16 protein-coding genes and 1 pseudogene are annotated in these 18,515 nt (G+C 62.2%); 8 read left to right on the top strand and 9 right to left on the bottom strand.

Annotation, left to right across the window (positions count from 1 at the left end):
• The 3 genes from SGJ19_28435 to SGJ19_28425 form a co-directional block, all read right to left on the bottom strand.
• Positions 1 to 535, bottom strand: a 535-nt coding sequence (locus SGJ19_28435) for a hemolysin D (GenBank protein ID MDZ4784194.1), incomplete at its 3' end; no start/stop codon positions are given.
• A 240-nt stretch (positions 536 to 775) separates the two neighbouring features.
• Positions 776 to 1,261: a hypothetical protein gene (locus SGJ19_28430; protein MDZ4784193.1), complete on the bottom strand. Its 486-nt coding sequence runs from the start codon at positions 1,259 to 1,261 to the stop codon at positions 776 to 778.
• Positions 1,258 to 1,791: a sigma-70 family RNA polymerase sigma factor gene (locus SGJ19_28425; GenBank protein MDZ4784192.1), complete on the bottom strand. Its 534-nt coding sequence runs from the start codon at positions 1,789 to 1,791 to the stop codon at positions 1,258 to 1,260. Before SGJ19_28425 ends, SGJ19_28430 begins: the two co-directional genes overlap by 4 nt.
• Before the next feature lie 309 nt (positions 1,792 to 2,100).
• Here SGJ19_28425 and SGJ19_28420 point away from each other — a divergent pair, with 309 nt between their 5' ends.
• Positions 2,101 to 2,727 carry a glycosyltransferase gene (locus SGJ19_28420; GenBank protein ID MDZ4784191.1) on the top strand — a complete coding sequence of 209 codons (627 nt, stop codon included), beginning with the start codon at positions 2,101 to 2,103 and terminating at the stop codon, positions 2,725 to 2,727.
• Here the strand turns inward: SGJ19_28420 and SGJ19_28415 are convergent.
• The 3 genes from SGJ19_28415 to SGJ19_28405 form a co-directional block, all read right to left on the bottom strand.
• The gene (locus SGJ19_28415) at positions 2,724 to 3,905 is read right to left on the bottom strand and encodes an aminotransferase class V-fold PLP-dependent enzyme (protein ID MDZ4784190.1); all 1,182 of its coding nucleotides are present in this window, start codon (positions 3,903 to 3,905) and stop codon (positions 2,724 to 2,726) included. The genes SGJ19_28420 and SGJ19_28415 overlap by 4 nt on opposite strands.
• 18 nt (positions 3,906 to 3,923) lie before the next feature.
• Positions 3,924 to 4,547 (bottom strand): SIS domain-containing protein, encoded by a 624-nt coding sequence (locus SGJ19_28410; protein ID MDZ4784189.1) that lies wholly within the window; start codon positions 4,545 to 4,547, stop codon positions 3,924 to 3,926.
• Between the two features lie 164 nt (positions 4,548 to 4,711).
• Positions 4,712 to 6,136 carry a hypothetical protein gene (locus SGJ19_28405; GenBank protein MDZ4784188.1) on the bottom strand — a complete coding sequence of 475 codons (1,425 nt, stop codon included), beginning with the start codon at positions 6,134 to 6,136 and terminating at the stop codon, positions 4,712 to 4,714.
• 126 nt (positions 6,137 to 6,262) lie between these two features.
• On the opposite strand from SGJ19_28405, the gene ald reads away from it, so the two are divergent.
• On the top strand, positions 6,263 to 7,372 hold the full coding sequence (gene ald / locus SGJ19_28400; protein MDZ4784187.1) for an alanine dehydrogenase: 1,110 nt from the start codon (positions 6,263 to 6,265) through the stop codon (positions 7,370 to 7,372).
• Positions 7,373 to 7,431: 59 nt separating this feature from the next.
• Here the strand turns inward: ald and SGJ19_28395 are convergent, their stop codons facing one another.
• Together SGJ19_28395 and SGJ19_28390 are read right to left on the bottom strand one after the other, a co-directional pair.
• Positions 7,432 to 9,585, bottom strand: a complete 2,154-nt coding sequence (locus SGJ19_28395; GenBank protein MDZ4784186.1) for a hypothetical protein — start codon at positions 9,583 to 9,585, stop codon at positions 7,432 to 7,434.
• A gap of 162 nt (positions 9,586 to 9,747) precedes the next feature.
• Complete coding sequence (locus tag SGJ19_28390) at positions 9,748 to 11,499, bottom strand: S8 family serine peptidase (protein ID MDZ4784185.1); 1,752 nt, start codon at positions 11,497 to 11,499, stop codon at positions 9,748 to 9,750.
• Between the two features lie 185 nt (positions 11,500 to 11,684).
• On the opposite strand from SGJ19_28390, the gene SGJ19_28385 reads away from it, so the two are divergent.
• Positions 11,685 to 13,382 (top strand): AarF/ABC1/UbiB kinase family protein, encoded by a 1,698-nt coding sequence (locus SGJ19_28385; protein ID MDZ4784184.1) that lies wholly within the window; start codon positions 11,685 to 11,687, stop codon positions 13,380 to 13,382.
• Between the two features lie 6 nt (positions 13,383 to 13,388).
• Here SGJ19_28385 and SGJ19_28380 read toward each other — a convergent pair whose 3' ends face one another.
• Entirely contained in the window at positions 13,389 to 13,919 is a 531-nt protein-coding gene (locus SGJ19_28380; GenBank protein ID MDZ4784183.1) for a PEGA domain-containing protein, read from the bottom strand.
• A 289-nt stretch (positions 13,920 to 14,208) separates the two neighbouring features.
• Here SGJ19_28380 and SGJ19_28375 point away from each other — a divergent pair, with 289 nt between their 5' ends.
• The 5 genes and pseudogenes from SGJ19_28375 to hslU all read left to right on the top strand — a co-directional run bounded on the left by SGJ19_28375 (position 14,209) and on the right by hslU (position 18,341).
• Entirely contained in the window at positions 14,209 to 15,384 is a 1,176-nt protein-coding gene (locus SGJ19_28375; protein MDZ4784182.1) for an aminotransferase class V-fold PLP-dependent enzyme, read from the top strand.
• Positions 15,385 to 15,501: 117 nt separating this feature from the next.
• The gene (locus tag SGJ19_28370) at positions 15,502 to 16,083 is read left to right on the top strand and encodes a hypothetical protein (GenBank protein ID MDZ4784181.1); all 582 of its coding nucleotides are present in this window, start codon (positions 15,502 to 15,504) and stop codon (positions 16,081 to 16,083) included.
• A 153-nt stretch (positions 16,084 to 16,236) separates the two neighbouring features.
• A pseudogene (locus SGJ19_28365) lies at positions 16,237 to 16,413 on the top strand (hypothetical protein).
• A 60-nt stretch (positions 16,414 to 16,473) separates the two neighbouring features.
• Positions 16,474 to 17,016: an ATP-dependent protease subunit HslV gene (hslV, locus tag SGJ19_28360; GenBank protein ID MDZ4784180.1), complete on the top strand. Its 543-nt coding sequence runs from the start codon at positions 16,474 to 16,476 to the stop codon at positions 17,014 to 17,016.
• The gene (gene hslU / locus SGJ19_28355) at positions 17,004 to 18,341 is read left to right on the top strand and encodes an ATP-dependent protease ATPase subunit HslU (GenBank protein ID MDZ4784179.1); all 1,338 of its coding nucleotides are present in this window, start codon (positions 17,004 to 17,006) and stop codon (positions 18,339 to 18,341) included. Before hslV ends, hslU begins: the two co-directional genes overlap by 13 nt.
• The last annotated feature ends 174 nt before the right edge of the window (positions 18,342 to 18,515 follow it).

The raw sequence follows: 18,515 nt of genomic DNA, 5'->3' as shown, positions 1-18,515 counted from the left end.
GGCGCAGTCTGCGCGTTTTCAGATAGTCGCCGGCCAGCTCGACCATTTGCAACAAGAAACGCAGGTAACCGCGCTGCGTCGTGGGCCGCGCGCCGGGGCGCTGAAAGACTTCGACCACGCCTTCGACCTTGTCGTCGCTGCGCAACGCGGCGAGCACGAGCAAGAAATCGGTCGGGTTGCCGGCCTGCTCGTCTCCTTCATATCCGGAGTGCGGCTGGACGAGCATCGCCTCGCCGCCAGTAAAGACTTTGTGCAGCAGCCGGCCGTGTTGAATCTGCTGTTCCTGGCTCTCTGCAAGTTTCGTCTCGCGGAGATTGATTTGATACTGCAGCTCGAGGCCGCCGCCTTCGCCGGGCGTCCAGATGGCGCCGCCGATCGCCGCAAGCGCCGAGACGACACGGCTGCAGAACTCGCCGTAGAACTCCTCGACCGGGAGCTCTTGCTTACTGAGCTGCGCGATCTCATTGACCAGACCACGGATCTGCTGCTTGGTCTGCTCAATCAGTTCCGGATCGATCGACTGTTCAGTGCTCATGCGCCGCCGCTGGGGGAGGGAGACAACTATTCAACCAGAATCAATGCTTCAAATCGGCGGACACTGCCGCTGGGAATACGATCCCGTCAAACAGCCAGGGTTTCGCCGTCACCGTCCCAACGCTGGCACGGCCGTCGCAATACGACTGGCAGGAATTTCCGATATGCCGGCGACTTACGCGCCATTGGGTAATGCTAGCTTGCCGTGGCGTTCGGACAACGCTCCGGCGGCGATCAAACCTTAGCCGGGCCACGCCCAATCCGCACAAGCCGTACTCGTGGCGATCCAATCGGCGCTACCCGCGCCCACCGCAACCTCCTCATCCTCGGACCACAAACCCGCCAGGGCCTCTTCCCAAACTTCGCCGCCAGCCGAGAAGGTCGCCGGGGCCAACAGCATCGCCGCGGCGCCACGGCGTTCGCTTCTCGCCACCGCACCGCATTCGGCCGATTGCGAAATTACGGGCGGCTCCGCGGGCGATACGCAGCACAACGGCACCGCGGTCAGAAAATCGCGGTCTTCCAATTGATCGAACAGCGATGAAATTCGGTTCCGCCAGGCTTCCTTCTTACCGCCCGAACCCTCCTTCGCGACGCGAGGTTCCAATGCTCGGGCCCGAGACAGCGCCCGTTCCAAGGGAACCACAGGCAGCACCTCGTCGCGCACGGCGTTCACCGCCCGCGCCAACCGACCGCTCAACGCATCGTCCGACGCAAACTCGCTCATCGTGTCGACTCCTGGTGCTCATCCTCGCCCAGCAGGGCTTCCAATTTCGTCCGTGCCTTGTGCAGCGCCACGCCCACCGCTCCGGGTGCGATCTGCAGCGCCGCCGCAATTTGTTCGTTCGTCAGCGTCTCGAAAAACTTCATGCAGAAGACTTCCGCCTCGCGCCGCGGCAACTGCGTGATCGCCAAGCGCAGCCGCTCGGCCAATTCCCGTTCGATGGCGGCCTCCGCTGGATCGCTGCCGTTGCCGGCCGCGAAGCTGGCGTCGAGTGAGAGGACATTCTTCTTCGCCCGGAGCCGGTCCAAGGCCCGACAGGTCGAGAGCCGCCGCAATAGCCCGCCCCAATTACGGACTTGTCGCGCGCGCAGCCGGTGGGCTTCGAGGAATACCTCTTGGGCAATGTCCTCGGCGTCCGCGGCGTTGCCGACGATCCGCCAAGCCGTGCGGAACACCATGGTTCCGTGTTCACGGACCAGTCGGTCCCACTCCGCGGCTTTGGCGCCGTTCGGGCGGTCTTCGCGACAAATCATGATGGGAAAAGTTCTCGCTAACCTTCTGTCGAGACCAGGGCAGTTCGCATTACCTCGAACAGCACCAAAAAATTGAAAAGTAGCCAACCCACTGCGGGCACTGCACGGATTCTATCCATTTCACCCGGTTTTGGCCCCTGCGGAACTGCATTTTGCCCCCTTCGCCAGCTTGATTCGCCGTTGGCAAACGAATCGCCGCCGGATAACGTAATCCTAACGATTGGGCCGCGTCGCCAGCCAGACACATTGCCTGGGTTGCCACGCGGCCGGGCGACGATCCCGTCACGCGGGCGATCTACCGCGGCTTTCATGCGAGTGCTCCTCACCAGCCACCGGCCGTTGCGCGACGGAGTCGCCGGCCAACGTCTGTCCTGGCTGTGCGAGAAGTTGTCGGCGTCCCACGAAGTACGCATCGTTCAAGCAGGACTCACGCGCGACACACCTGCTGACGTGCGCGTCGTCGTCTGCAACGCGGATGATCCATGCGCCGACTTGCCTTTCGATCTGCCGTCGCTCGACCACGATCGTGCGGGTCTGCCGACGTTCCACTCGCTCTCGAATTCCGAGTTGGCGGCCTATCGCGAAGCCTTTCGCAATGCACTCGACGCGGAAATCGACGCCTTTGATCCGGACGTCGTTCACGTGCAACATCTCTGGATCGACGGCCATTTGATCCTGGAGTCCGGCGCGCCGTACGTCGTCTCGGCCTACCAGACCGAATGGACCGCGGCGCAGGCCGACCGTCGCTTTCGACGATTCGTCCGTGAAACGGCCGAAAACGCCAGCCGCGTCTTGACGGACGACTTGACGCTCCGCGGCCAACTCGCGAAAAGGTTCGAATTACCGCGCGAGCGATTTTCCGACGCGGCGCTGACCGTGGAGCAGCTCACGGCGCTCTACCGTGAAGTCCACGAATGCCGCTTCGGGCGCCGCTAGTGTTTCTCGGCGAGCAACTCGTGGAGCGCATCGCGCAATTGTTCCAGATGCTGCCGCTTCGTGTAGAGGTGGCACGACGGGCGCACGAAGCGCCGTCCTTGCCAGGGGATGATCGGGATTTCGATTCCATAGCGCCGCACCAACTCGCGCTGCAAACTTGGCGCGTCGCCATCCGGAAGCGGGAGGGCGATCATTGAGCCGTACCATTGCACGTCGTCCGGGGTAAACGGCGGCAGCCCCGTGAGTTCGACGATCAAGTCCTTGGCATATTTTGCCAATTGATGTGTCCGCTCGCGAAAGCGCTCCCAGCCGACGTTGGCCAAGAATTCAATGGCTGCCGGCACGCAGAGGTAGCCCGTGGGATCGCGTGTGCCGAGCCAAAAGAATTCGTCGCGCCAGCTTTTCGCCACGCCTGGCGGCGTACGTCCCCAACTGATCACCAGCGGCCGAATTGCGTCCTGGCGACGCGGATGCACGTACAGAAAACCGGTCCCAAACGGCGCGCAGAGCCATTTGTGCAAGCTCGCCACGTAGAAATCGCAATCGAGCGATTGCAGATTCACCTCGCGCATCGCGATCGCGTGTGGCCCGTCGACGCAAACGGCGATCCCGCGCCGCCGCGCCTTGGCGCAGATCCGCTCCAACGGCAGCACCACGGCTGTCGGCGACGTCACATGGCTCACAATCAGCAATTTCGTGCGCTCGTCACACTCGGCGAACAACTGTGCGACCAATGCTTCGTCGTTCTCGATCGGATACGACAGCGACCTCACGATCAACTGCGCGCCGGCCTTTGCGCACACGCCTTCCCACAGTCGCAGCACCGCGCCGTATTCATGGTCGGTCGCCAGGACGCGATCGCCTGGGCTCAGCGAAAAACTATTCGCGACGATGTTCATCCCGACGGTGGAGTTCTCGACGAACGCCAAATCGTCGCTCGAACAGCCGACAAGCGACGCCAGCGATTGCCGCGCCTCGCCGAGATAGCGATCCTGCTCAATCCCACGCGTCAGATACTCCATCGGGTTGCCGGCCACGCGACGCAACCAGACTTCGCGAGCTTCCAGCAATGGCCGCGGCGGCGGTCCGAACGAGCCGTGATTGAGGTACGTCACGCCGGGCGCGATCGACCACTGTGCGGCAATCTCGCGCCATGCATCGTCATCGACGTCAGTCATGTGGAGCATTCGCAATTTTCAGCACGCCGTGCGCGCTTGGGCATAGCGTCCCGCGTGATTGATGCGCGCATGGACGTCGTTCAGCACCCAGTGGAAGACGCAGAGGTGGATGCTTTCCACCATGCCCATGTCGTTGAGCGGGACGTGCAGTCCGCATTGCTGCATCTGGCGGAGCTTGCCGCCGCCGTAGCCGGTCATGCCGAAGGTTTTGAGATCGTGCCGATTGGCCCAATCGACGGCCGCGAGCACGTTGGGGCTGTTGCCGGACCCGCTGATCGCCACGACCACGTCGCCGGGCGAGCCGAAGTTCATCAACTGCTGGACGAAGATTTGGTCGTAACCGACATCGTTGCCGACGGCCATGATCCAGCCGAGATTGTCGGTCAGGCTCAGCACCTTGAGTCGCTTCTTCGACTCGTCTTTCAAGTCCGACTCGCGGAGCGTGCTCTTGCCGAGGTCTTCGCACATATGCGAAGCGGTGGTGCCGGAGCCGCCGTTGCCGAAGATAAAGACGTACCGCTCGCGCTCCCAGGCCTCGAAGATCAGGTCGGCCATCAGCTTGATTTCGTCGCGGCTGACCTTGTCCAACTCTTCGTGCAGCCGCGCCATGTATTGCGAAACGTCCAGGTCGATGCCGAGCATGATGTGCGAAGTGCTCCCGAAAACGCGTGTGGCAAAGATGGTATTCTAATCCTTGCAGCCCGCTTGTAGGAGGCGTCTCCCGACGCCGATGGAGCGGACGTAGTCGCGGGATTCAAGTGAATTGACCGGGCAGCGCCTGTTCCATCGGCGTCAAGAGACGCCTCCTACAGACTCCGCCAAAAGCGAAGACCCGAGAACGATATGACGCCGACGAGCAGCATGACGACAGCGTGCGGTTCCGGCACAGAGTTGGCCGGTTGCCCAGCGCCAAAATTGTTGCGGACGGCGTTTAAGTCCTCGATCCCCACCACGCCATTGCCGTCGGCGTCTCCCGGGACGTTTCCGCCGGACTCGCCGTAGTGATTGCGCACCGCGTTGAGATCCTCGACGTTCACCAAGCCATCGGCGTTGGTGTCGCCGGGCTGCCTGGCGGTGCGCACATAGTCCGACAGATAACGCGCGGCCGGCGCGCCGAGGGATTCGTCGAAGCCGCTGCTCGGGACGTTGACGCCGTCGGGGTTCAGATAAAACGGGCTGCCGGCCGCGCCGGGCATGCCCCACTGCCAAAGATGGACCGCACCCAGCAGATCGCGGCGGCCGTCGATGGCCTCGATCAGCGCCTCGTAACCGTTGAGTTGCTCACCCTGGTCGATCGAGTCCTCATCCGTGTCGAAATTCCACGGCGTGGACGTGGTCCGATTGAACGGAACGAGGCCGGTTTCCGTGAAAACGACTTCCATGCCGGCGCCGCCTTTCCGCGCCGCGGCGAAGGGGAGAATCTCCTCGTCGAGGATTTCGTTCCAGCGATCGCGCACGATGTCGATGAAGGCCTCGTCGGGATACGGTCCGGAAGCGTCCGCCTGGGTCGGGGTCGTGAGGGGGTGATAAGCGTCGACGCCGATGAAATCGATGTCGGGATGTTCCCAGATCGAAGAGGTAATGCTCGAACCATCGTACTCGTCGTGGTTGGCCGCGTAGCCGATCTTGCCGGTGAAGTGTTCAGCGGCCGCTGAGATCGTCTCGCCCCAGGCCTGTTTGTGCGCGACGTTTCGCGTGATCGCCCGCAATTCGGTGCCGACCAATAGTCGGTCAGCCTCGTTGTCTTCCGCCATCGCGGCGACTTCCGAGATGTACTGCTCGTAGTCACCCCAAAAACGTTCCCGCGCCATGCGCGGCGGATCCCACGTGCCGCGCCAGAACTCGAACCCTTCCGGTTCGATGAACGGGTTGATCGTCACCGTCATCCCGAGTTGCCGGGCCTCGTCCGCGGCGGCGGCGACTTGCGCCAACGACGGCAATTGCGGCGACTCAGAAATCGCGCCCGTCACGGGGTTAAACACGCGAATCGGGCAGAGCGAGACATGCCCAAAGCCGTGGGAATGCATATCGCGCACGGCACTGCGCCAGATGTTCTCCCCGTTGGCGCCGAAGTTCCACCAACTGATCAGGTTGAACCCGACAGCGGGATCGCGGGCGGGCTCATAGGTGAGGGGCTCCGCACCGCAGATGCGCGCGCCAGCTACAATCGCAACAAACGCAATGCCGCAGCGACAGTGCCAGGTCTGACGTCTCGATGAGCGGTTCGGCATCACAGCGAGCACCGTTGCCAAAGACTTGAGGCGAGGAGATGGTTGGTATATTCGGACGATCGTTTCAAGAGTAAGCTAAAAAGCCATCTGTGAAATGTCCAAGTCATCCCCCGTAAAGTCAACACCATGATTATCGGCGTCCCCAAAGAAGTAAAGCGCGATGAGTATCGCGTGGCTTTGCTGCCGGTCGGGGCGGATGAGTTGACTCGGGCCGGGCACCGGGTGCTCGTTGAGCGCGGAGCGGGGCTGGGTTCCGGACTGCCTGACCAGAGTTATGCCGATCACGGAGCGGAACTCGTCGATACGGCCGCCGAGGTCTTTGCCCGGGCGGACATGATCATCAAGGTCAAGGAGCCGCAGCCGCAGGAGATTGCGTTGCTCCGAGCGGGACAGGTCGTCTTCACCTACTTTCACTTCGCCGCCGATCGAGCGCTCACCGAAGGCGTGATCGCCTCGGGCGCGACGGCGGTCGCTTACGAGACCCTGCGCGACGATCAGGGGCGGCTGCCGCTCTTGACGCCCATGAGCGAAGTTGCGGGCCGCATGAGCATCCAGGAAGGGGCCAAATACCTGGAGCGTCCGCAGATGGGGCGGGGAATTTTGCTCGGCGGCGTGCCGGGCGTTGCACCGGCGCATATTACGATTCTCGGCGGCGGCGTGGTCGGCGCGAATGCCGCGAAAGTGGCCGCCGGCTTCGGCGCGGATATCTGTCTGCTTGACGTCAATATGGACCGGCTACGTTACCTCGACGACATCATGCCGGCCAACGTCGATTGCCTGTTCAGCGATCGCCATGTCATCCGCGAGCAATTGCGGCTGGCGGACCTGGTGATCGGCGCCGTGCTCATTCCCGGCGCGAAAGCGCCGCGGCTGATCGAACGTGAAGACCTGAAGTTGATGAAGCCCGGCAGCGTGCTGATCGACGTGGCGATCGACCAGGGAGGCTGCATGGAAACGAGCCGCCCGACGACGCACAGCGAGCCGACGTACATCGTGGACGACGTGGTGCACTACTGCGTGACCAACATGCCCGGCGCCGTCGGCCGCACCAGCACGTATGCGCTGTGCAATGTGACGCTCCCCTGGGCGCTTGCGATCGCCAATCGCGGGATCGAAGCGGCGGCCGCGGCGCTCCGCCCGGTCGCCCATGCGATCAATGTCCATCAAGGCGAAGTGACGAACGCGGCGGTAGCAAAGACGTTCGGGATGAAGCAGAGTGTGCGGTTCGGCGTGTGAGGAGTAATGGAGTTTGCGTAACCACTCCTTGACTCCTCATCTCCTCTCCCACCTGCCCTTCAATGCCGGAACCTCGGTGCGCCCACCGGCGCTACGCCTTGATTTCCGAACCGCACGTCAAATCGCGGTTCGTTACCCGTCGTGCCCACGAATTCCACTTGATGCGTGCCGGCGGCCAGCACCACGGGCACAATGCGGGTCGCTGGCTGCTCCGCCGCGAAGCTCTCGATGGTTTGGCCGTCGATCTTGATCGCCAGGTTACCCGCGAAGCGTACGTGGAACTGATACACGTCGGCTTGATTGGCTTGAAACATGCCGGACAGGCTGAACGACTCCAGCGGGCCGACGCCGTTGCGGCCGAGCCAATCGAAGGTCGTCGTGTCGTTCACGACGCCCACGGCTTGCCCGTTCTTGGCGAGCTGCAATCCTTCGGCCAGCGCGGCAAAGTCTCCCGCCGACTGCGCGGGGAGTGCGTTGTTCGGCACGATCTGGAGTTTCACCGGCGCCGATGTCACCTGCGTCGTAACATCATCGCCGATCACCACCGCGTCCAGCGTCACGGGGCCATAGCCCAGTGCTCGCGGATCCATTTCCAATACGCCGCTTTCGCCGGAGACTTCTTTTAGCAACGCGCCGTTGCGTTGAATCCGGATGGAGCTCGCGCCCGGGCAATTTGCGGTGATCGTCAATCGCTCGCCCCAGCGCGCGCGATCGGACGGCGTAACTTTCAATTCGATTTTGCGACCGTGATTGGCGGTCATGATCGGCAGTATGGCCCTGCCCTGCGTTTCGACGGCGCTGTTTTCGATGGCGACGACGCGCAGCTCGTGATATCCATCGGCGAGCGCCGCGGTATCCATCGCGAAACTGTCCCCCTCGCGCGCGTATCCGACACGATGCCCGTCCAGGAAAAACTGAAAGCGGTCGGCGCCGCCGTTCGTAGCGGAACCCGACAGTTTCGGCACGAGCTCGATGGGCCCGGTCACTTCAGCGGCCGTCGGCGCTCCCTCCAGCGTAAGCGTTGGGATCTTCGCCCAGGGCCGGCACAGAGGATCGCCGACCAGCAGCGATTGATAGGGACAACCGACCGATTGGTAGTACGCCTCGGCCAACGTGCAGCCCTTCGCGTAATGCGCTTGCATCAGCGGCGATGGGAACTCGGCGAGCACGTCGTAGGGCGCCGCGACGACGCCCGACGCGCCGGCGGCGCCGTAGCGAATGAAATCCGTGAGCGGCGTTTGTCCCGTCCCCGTGCTGAAATCGGCGCCCAGATCGGTCAAGTTGTCGCAGAACGCTCCGGGGCGGATGCCGCTGGCCGAAGCAGGCCAGTCAAATTGCCGGGTTCCCATCATGACGCCGAGCACGTCATTTTTTTGCCTGGGCAGCGCGCCGCGCAAGACCGACGACTTCACGCCCAGTTGCTGGAGCGATCGCACCGCTTGCGTATAGCGATCGTCACGTGCGCGGGAACGGGCGTCGCTGTTCTGCACGAAGTACATCGTGCCGTCAGGGCGCGTGCCGTCGACGCGCACGGCGGCGTTCATGGAACGGAGAGCCTCGCGCACTGAATTGCCGCGCCCATGCGTGACGGCCAGCATGGCCGAGAGCAAGTAATGACTGCCGCCGGCCTCCTGCAGTTCGCCGTCCGTGCCCCAGCCATACCACTGGCGAAATCCGCTGGTGCGCGCGACGTTCGTCGAACTCGGCCTTTCTCGGGCGTAAGCATTGGCGTCTGGCACGACGTACCGGGGATTGCCGACGAGCGTCTGATTCCAGAGATAGGTCATCCCGGTGAGCGCGCCGATGCGCGACAGTTGCTCCGGCGCATTGGCGCTCTGCAGATCGGCAGTGAGGTCAATTTGCGTGGGAAAATCGCTGGAGTAGACGATGTAGTCGATTTGCTCGTCGATCTGCCGCTGCCGCAGCTCTTGCATGATCGGACCGATCAGCAGCCGGCGAAAATCTGCGACCGGCAACGGCTCGTCGGCGAAACGCCAGTTGACATACAAGATGTTGCTGGCCGGAATCTGTCGCCAGGCCGCATAGTGATTGGCGATCGTCTGCGAAGCCCAGCTGTTGACGTTCACCACCAACAGGACATTTTCCGGGCCGCCGCCAGCGAACGCCGAGCGGTTCATCGTCACGCAAAGCAATGCAGACAGCAGCAGCGACGTGTATAACGCGAGGCGGAGAGCGAGCGTACGACGATGCATGGACGAGACCAGCCTTGGACAAGCGAACATGCGAGGCGGGAAAAGCACGTCAACTCAGCGCGCCAGCCGCACCAGACAGGCCGCTAAGGATGCACTATGGTAGCTTGCGGGCGACCGTTCTCCAAACGGTGCAATTGGCGACGATAGTCGCTTCGCTCGCTGCTAAGAATTGCGTACGCTGACGCGCCTTGCCGCTTTTCTGCGGAGCCATGTCGGAACGAAGCATCCCGCGAACGTCGCGACCAGCAGCATGCCCGTGGAAGGTTCCGGCACCGTGTTCGCCGGCGAAGTGTCCAAGATTAAAGGCGGGCCGCCCCCGAGGAGGACGTTGAAGCTGTCGATGTCGGCATTATCGAAACGCCCATCGCGATTGATGTCGCCAAGCGCTTCAGCGTTGATCGCGGGGAAGCGCGCCGCGTATGTCGCGGGATTCGTCAGCGCCAGCATGAACGGCGAGATATCCGTTGTGTCGACGCCGCCATCGCCGTTCATGTCGCCGAACAACGGAGCGTCGGGGTCATGCGTGAGCTGCCAGGCCAGGCCGAAGTCCCAGGCCCCGAAGGCGTCGCTGCGCACCACGCGCAAGGCGTATTGAGTGCCGGGCAACAGGTCGCCCAGCCACAGGTTCTCGGTCGTGTCGGAAGTCCCGTCGGAGACGGCGACGCGCTCGTAGCCGGCGTCCCCGAGACGCAGTAGCTCCAAATCAAAGTTGGATAATCGCGTCGTGGGTGAAAACACGTTCGTGCCGCCGGCCACGTCGATGTTCCACGACAACGTGGCGAACAACATCGACGAATTCACGTCCGGCATGAAGGGATAGGTCGCCGTATCACCGCTGGCGAAATCGGAAACGTAGTCAAACCCTCGGCGTTCAATGCCACCCGCGTCCCCGCCGCGCTCCACGCTCTCCTGCTCGCCGGCCGTGAGAATGTGATAACTGTTGTAGATGTCGATCTCGCCGGCGCCGAAGCGGAGATCCAGATTGTTGCGCGCCGTGGGGTTGTAGCCGGCCACGTCGTGCCGCTGCGCGCCGGCCATCAACGCCGCGCGAATTACCTCCGAGGTTTCGCCGTGCCGTACGGTGTACGTGCCGATGTCGGTGGCGACGTCGAAGGCGCCGTTCGATAACTCAGGTCGCGTATGTGCCGTTTCGATCAACAAGGCGGATGCCGCGGCCACCACCGGGGCCGCGTTGCTCGTGGCCGTGGCGGGCGCAACCAGATGTGGGCGATTGCGCAGTCCGTTATACGAACCTCCCTGACTGACAGAGCCAATGGCATGTTCGCCGGACGTCAGCCCCACGGAAATTACGTTGAACGCGCTCGTGAGCAACGGCTGCGCCGGGTTATTGCCGTCGGTCGGATTGTCATCGTTGTTCACCGCGGCGACTTGAATCTGATCGTAGGTCTCGACGACGTAGTCCGTTCGCCGGAGGACGTCGATCGTATCGCCGTTGGCGCCCACCCAGCTATGGTTGAACACGCGATAACTTGATTTCAGCGGCGCGGCCGCAACGTTCGCTTTCAGAAAGCCCCCCGCCAGCCAATCGTCGGTCCAGTAAACGCCCACGTTCGCAATGCCCGTTGCCATGGACGTCTCGTTGCCGTAGAACCGGCGACCGACCAGCGTGGCATGGTTCGAGACCTGTCCGTTCAAGGAAATCGCCAGCAATTGCTTGCCGGCGAACTCCCCAAGCGTCGTGTCCGGGAGAAAGTTGGGGAAAGCGTCCGGATTCGCGGTGTCCGTCCGGCTCTCGACATGGGCGACCCAGACGCCGGCGCCGTCAGGCGTGGCTGAACCCAATTCCTGTTGGAGCAGCGTGAAACCAATGTCGTCACGGTACTCCCCGCGCGCGGCACCAACCCAGGCCGCCAAGGCGGTCGCCAGACAAAATGCACGCCAACTAGGGATCACGCGAAAAAATCCTCCGTCCGTTCGATACTTTCAGCATAACGGTCCGCATCGGAATCCTCAACGAGATTTCAGGCTTTGCCGGTCAGCCCAGGCCCTGTCGGCCGCAACCGGCCGTTTGGCCGTATCCCCCATTAGGCTCAGCGTAGTAGACTGGAATTGCGGTTCCTTTCTCCTCCCGGCGCGCGATGCGAATCACCACGCTCCCCAGCATCTACCGTCACGCCAAGCGGACCGGCGAGATCGTCGCCGTGTTGGTGCGGTACGGCTTCGCGGATTGGGTGAGCCGGCTACAAATCGAGTTTCCCAAGGACCTGTTGAAGGACGCCGACGGTTCGGCGATCGCCCGGTACAGCTTCGCCACCCGGATTCGCCTGGCTCTGACTGACGCCGGGCCGACGTTTATCAAGCTCGGCCAGGTGCTCAGCACCCGGGCTGACCTGGTGGGGGTGGAAGTCGCCAACGAACTTCAAAAGCTCCAGGCGAATGTTCCGGCGGATTCGCCGGAAACGGTGCGTCAAATCATCGCCAACGAGCTGGGCCAGCCGGTCGACGAGATTTTTGCCGAATTCGACGACCAGGCCCTGGCCAGCGCCTCGATCGGCCAAGTCCACCGCGCTCGGCTCAAAACCGGCGAGCGCGTCGTCGTCAAAGTGCAACACGCCGGCATAGAACCGAAAGTCGACGTCGATCTCGAAATCCTCGCCAACCTGGCCGCGGCGGCGGAAGGGTTTTTTCCGGAACTGCGCAACTATCGCCCCAAGGCGGTCGTCGCGGAATTCCAGCGGACGCTGCGCCGTGAACTGGACTTCGGCCGCGAAGAACGGCACATGGAAGAGTTCGCCCAGAACTTTCGCGAAGATCCCACGGTCCATATCCCGAAAGCGTATCCCGAATATACGACGGTCCGCGTCCTGACCATGGAACAACTGGACGGCGTCAAGCTCTCGGATACCGAGCGTTTGATCGAGCAGCGCTACGATCTCGAGGAGATCGCCCGCCGTGGCGCTGAGCTGTACATGGAGATGATCTTCACGCACGGCTTCTACCACGCCGATCCGCACCCGGGCAATATCCTGGTCTTGAAGGGCCAGGTGATCGGCCTGTTGGACTACGGCATGGTCGGCCGGATCGACGAGTCGCTGCGTGAAGACATTGAAGAAATGCTGCTGGCGCTTGGCAATCGCGATCCGCTATCGCTGACCTCGGTGATCATGCGCGTGGGCAGCGTACCGGCGGCGCTCGATCAAGCGGCGCTCAGTTCAGATCTGAACGATTTCGTCTCCCACTACGCCGGCCAGCGCTTGAGCGACTTTAACCTCTCCGGCGCGCTCGACGAGATGACCGAGATCATCCGCCGGTACAAGATCATGCTGCCGGCCCGCGTGGCGATGCTGCTTAAAGTGCTGGTAATGTTGGAAGGCACGTCGCGGTTGCTACACCCGAGTTTCAGCCTCGTCGAGGTCATGGCGCCATTTCAGCGCAAGTTGATCTTACGCCGCTGGTCGCCCATTCGACGCTTGCGGAAGTATCGCCGCATTTACGCCGAGATGGAACACCTGGTCGAAGTGTTACCGCGCAACCTGCTCGACATCATGCAGCAGGTGCAGAGCGGCAAGTTCGACGTGCATCTCGACCACCGCGGACTGGAACCGAGCGTCAATCGGCTCGTGTTTGGCATGCTCACGAGCGCGTTGTTTCTCGGCTCGTCGCTCCTGCTGAGCTACAAGGTGCCGCCGCTGTTGAATATCCTTCCCTGGCAGACGACGCCTTGGATCGAGGGACTCTCCGTCTTGGGCCTGCTTGGCTCGATCACCAGTATCGCCCTGGGCCTGCGCCTGATCCGCGCCATCAACAAGTCCGGCCATCTCGACCGCCGGCGCTAAGCGGCGCTATTTCCACCACAAGAAGCGCTGCATCCAGCCAGTTTTGGGCGGTGGCGCCGGTAATGCTTGGCCACCGGGCGGCAGCGTTTCGTATTGCCGACCAGGCATCGGCGCTGGCTGTGGCGGCGCAGGGAAATTCGCGGGCGGAGCGCTCGGTACTATTGGCGTGGTCATTGGCGGCAGGCCAGGCTGCGCGACTGCGGGAACACCGGCCGATTTGCCGCCGCTCCGCAATTCATTCGCCCGGGCCAATAGCGCATCGGTCGGCACGATGATCTGCGGCGTCAGCGTGAAATCGACCACGCGCTCGTCGCGGATTTCCCACGGCCAGAGATTCTCGGTCACGAAATCGAGCCCGGGGAACTCGTACCAAGGCGGCCAGAAGTTCTGCTCGGCCGTGTAGGTCTGGTATCCATCCGCTTCCAGGCGAATGCGACGCGTGCCGTAGTAAATGAAATCGGTTGAAACCGGCGTGCGGCCGATCTCGTAATTGTCGACGTAGACGAGCGCGCCAGGCGGATTGGTGCGAATTGTCATCCGCCGCTGCACGCAACCGGTGGATAACGTGCAAGTCAGCGATAACAGCAGTACGGTCGCCCCCACTAGACCGACGCGCAAGCGAGGGGGAGTAGACGTCGCACCAGCGGCGACGCTCGTACTCCCTCGGTGGCGCGTCGGGCTAGTGTGTTCAATCGGCGACAAAGGAATGGCTCCGGGCGCTTCCGGCACGATCAGGGGCGGGAGTATAGTGACGCCGCGAGGGCCGTTCCAGGTCAGGTTCGCGGCGTGAAGCTAGGCAAGTGTGGCAAATGAACGAGTTTTTCCCATGAGCGCTACTTCGATGAGCCCTTGGGCAGCCTTCCGCGCGGAAACGCCGGTCGCCAAGAATTGGGCCTATTTCGACCACGCCGCCGTGGCCCCGCTCTCCGGCCGGGCGCAGCAGGCGATCCTGGCCTGGGCGGAAGAATACGCCGCAAACGGCGATGCGCACTCGACTAAGCTTTCGCGCGAAGTGGAACGCATCCGCGAATTGGGGGCGCGGCTCTTGGGCGCCCCGAAAGAGGAAGTCGCTCACGTCGCCAACACCACAGCCGGCATCAACCTCGTGGCCGAGGGCTATCCCTGGCGATCGGGCGATAACGTTGTCTTCCCCGCGAATGAGTTTCCGTCGAATCAATATCCCTGGATGAACCTCGCCGCGCGCGGCGTTGTTGCGAGGCGCGTGGAGTGCCCCGACGGACGCATCGACTGGGACAAGATGGCCGAGGCTTGTGATAACCGCACCCGCATCATTGCACTGAGCTGGGTCGGCTACTCGACCGGCTACCGCGTCGACCTGGACGAAGCGGTGCAATTCGCCCATGAACGCGGCGCGCATCTGTTCGTCGACGCCATTCAAGGGCTCGGCGTGTTTCCGCTCGACGTCGAACGTACGCCGATCGATTTCCTCGCCGCCGACGGCCACAAGTGGTTACTCGGTCCCGAAGGCGCCGGGCTATTTTACCTACGGCGCGAACATCTCGATCTGCTGCGCCCGATCAATCTCGGCTGGCACAGCGTGGCGCATTCGTCGGACTACACGCGAATTGAATTGAACTTGCGCGCAAGCGCAGCGCGTTACGAAGGCGGCACCTGGAATATGCCCGGCATCCTGGGCCTCGGCGGCAGCTTGGAACTACTGCTGGAACACGGCGCAAGCGCGATCGGCGCACGCATCCTGCAAGTCACGGACCAGATCTGCGAGCGTTTGACTAGGCTGGGCGCGACCATCGCCAGTGATCGCAACCCGCGCCACGCTTCGGGCATCATCTCGTTCACGCTTCCCGGCGTAGACCCCAACACGGTGCGGCGGCAATGTTTGGATCGCGGCGTGGTGCTGAACAACCGCGCCGGGAAGATTCGCGTGAGTGCGCATGCCTATAACGATGAGGCGGACGCGGAGCGGCTTATTGCGTCTTTGACGACCGACGAGCGGTCATCCTCGCTCAAAACTGAGATTTGATCGCTGATCGCATAAAAAGGAGCGGCCAGGGACTTAGTCCAGGGTCAACCGGAGTCGGCCACTACTGGTCGCTGGTTAAATCTTACGTCGTTGTCGTCGAAAATACCAGTTAGAATTATGAACGGCGACGGCTGCGTCTGGGGAACCGTTTATCTGAAGGGAGCTGAAGTGTCAAACGAAGTGACAGTTACTCATAATGGGAAATTCAAGTTTGGCTTGCAGCGTTTGTTCGCCTTGATCGCGACGATTGCAGTCCTGATTTGGCTGAGCATGCGCGTTTATGAGTGGTACGTGAGTGTCCCGTTGAGCACCGTCGTGATGGCTTTTAATTCTCGGGCCGCTGTGGATCCTGCACTGAAGTCGATGGTGCCGTTAACCGAAGACGAAATCGTCGCAGCAATCCAATCACAACTCAAGTCGCCTGACTACACTTCAAGTCGGGAAGCGCCGGCGATTTCGTCGATGTTGACTCAGATCGCCAGCACAAGGCGGATGCCTCAAAACACTTGGCTGGAAATGAATCCCGTCTACCATGCGGATTCAAGAGAGCGAGAATGGCGAATTGATCTTAATGGAATGACTAGCCAAAACAGCGGCTTTGCTATTTCAATTCGTCGAATACCGAAGCCGCGGTCACTGGGCAACGACGTAGAGCCTGCGGCATTTTCATTTCCAGCTTCGCCGTTGGGCGGTCCGTAGTCCGCGCAAGAACCGCTTCGCGCGCCACAGCAGGGCGAACGACGTCTTTGCCCTCTTTCTCCTGCCCTGTGAACACGAAGTGCCCTCTGCTACGATCGCAACAGAATGGTGTCAATTCGCCCGAAAGTCCGCTGAGCCCATGTCCAACTCCCCATGATGCAGCAATACCGCAACGCCAAACGGGCTTGTCCCGAGGCGTTGTTGCTGTTTCGGATGGGGGATTTTTATGAGGTGTTCTATGAGGACGCGCAGACCGCCGCGCGCGTGCTCAAGCTCACGCTGACCAGCCGCGAGAAAGGGGAGAACGCCTGTCGCCGGGCGGGCCACCCCTGTTCCCGTGCCGGGTCGGTCCGGACAATGGGAGCGTTTCCTGAAACCAGCCGGATTTTCATGCAAACTCACTCGACGACGATTCTCACGGTGCGGCATCGAGGTGCTGTGGCCATTGGCGGCGACGGGCAGGTTACGCTCGGCAACACCATTATGAAGGCCGACGCGAATAAGATTCGCCGGTTGCACGATCAGAAGGTGATCACCGGGTTTGCCGGGTCGAGCGCCGACGCGTTTGCGTTGCTGGAGCGGTTCGAGGCCAAGCTCAAGGACTATCCCGGCAACGTGCCGCGGGCGGCGACGGAGTTGGCCAAGGATTGGCGGACCGACCGGGCGTTGCGGCGGCTGGAGGCGTTGCTGGCCGTGGTGGACGAGAAGCATACGCTGTTAGTGACCGGCAACGGCGACGTGATTCAACCGACGGACGGCGTGTTAGGGATCGGCTCGGGGGGCAATTTCGCCGTGGCGGCTGCTCGCGCGTTGATGGCACACGCGGATCTTTCCGCGGCCCAGATCGTGCGAAAGTCGTTGGAGATCGCGGCGGGGATCGATATCTACACGAACTTGAATATCGCCGTGGAGGAAATGCCGTGCGCGAAATGACGCCGCGCGAAATCGTCGCGGAACTGGATCGCCATATTGTCGGACAGCGCGACGCCAAGCGGGCCGTGGCGATCGCCATTCGCAATCGTTGGCGGCGGCAGCAATTGCCGGAAGAGCTGCGCGCGGAAGTTGCGCCGAAGAACATTTTGATGATTGGCCCCACGGGCGTGGGCAAAACCGAGATCGCGCGGCGGTTGGCGAAGATGACCGGCGCACCGTTCGTTAAAGTGGAAGCGACCAAGTACACCGAGGTCGGTTACTACGGGCGCGACGTGGAAAGCATGGTACGGGAGTTGGTCGAGAACGCCATCGGCCTGGTGCGCGAGACGGAGCGGGCCGAAGTGCAGGAAGCCGCGCATACCCGGGCGGAGGAACGGCTGTTGGACTTACTGTCTCCGGCGACGCCGCGCACGGCGGACCCCGAAGGAGAGGCGGACGCGGCGGAGCGGCGGCAGCGAAGTCGCGAGAAGCTGCGGGCCATGTTGCGCACGGGGGAGTTGGGCGATCGCAAGGTGGAGCTCACAGTCGAGCACCGTGTCGCGCCGCTGTTCCTGACCGGAAATGCAATCGAACACAACGACATCGACTTGCAGGGGATGTTCGAGAAGATCATCCCGAAGCAATCGCACCGCCGCGAGCTCACTGTGCCCGAGGCGCAGAAGGTGCTGTTCGAGCAAGAATGCGACGCGCTGATCAATGAGGAAAAGGTCAACGCGCGGGCGATCGAACTGGCGGAAAACCTGGGGATGATCTTTGTCGACGAGATCGACAAGGTCGTGGCGAGCGAAGGGGGCCGCGGGGCGGATGTCTCGCGCCAGGGCGTGCAGCGAGATCTGTTGCCGATCGTGGAAGGGACCACGGTTCAAACCAAGTACGGCTACGTGAAGACCGATCACGTGCTGTTCATCGCGGCCGGGGCGTTTCATCGTGCCAAGCCCAGCGAGTTGATGCCGGAATTGCAGGGGCGGTTTCCGATCCGCGTGGAATTGCAGGATCTGACGCAGCAGGATTTCGTGCGGATCCTCAAGGAGCCGAAGAACGCACTGACGAAGCAATACGCAGCGCTGTTGGAGGCGGAACAGGTGCACCTGGAATTCCGCGAAGACGCGATCGAAGCCTTGGCCGAATATGCGTTCCGGGTGAATCAAACGACGCAGAACATCGGCGCGCGGCGACTTTACACGATCATGGAGCGGCTGCTCGAAGAACTCAGCTTCGACGCCCCGGAGCGAAAGGGATCGAGCCAAACGATCGACGCCGAATACGTCAAATCGCGATTGGAGGCCGTGACGCAGGATGAAGACTTGAGCAAGTTTATCCTGTAAGTTCCCTTACTCGTAACCGTTAACGGACCGCCAGCGGTGCGCGGCGTTTTGCGTGGTTGCGACGGCGGCGGGTGATTGCGACGGCGGCGGGTGGTGGCGGCTTGGAGTTCTTGGTCGCGCGAGGCGTGGATGTGTTCGGGATGAGTCTTGGCCCAGAGGTCAGGCAGGAGCGGG

This window comes from Planctomycetia bacterium (assembly GCA_034440135.1).
GTDB lineage: Bacteria > Planctomycetota > Planctomycetia > Pirellulales > JALHLM01 > JALHLM01.
This window is presented reverse-complemented; position numbering and strand designations above follow the sequence as displayed.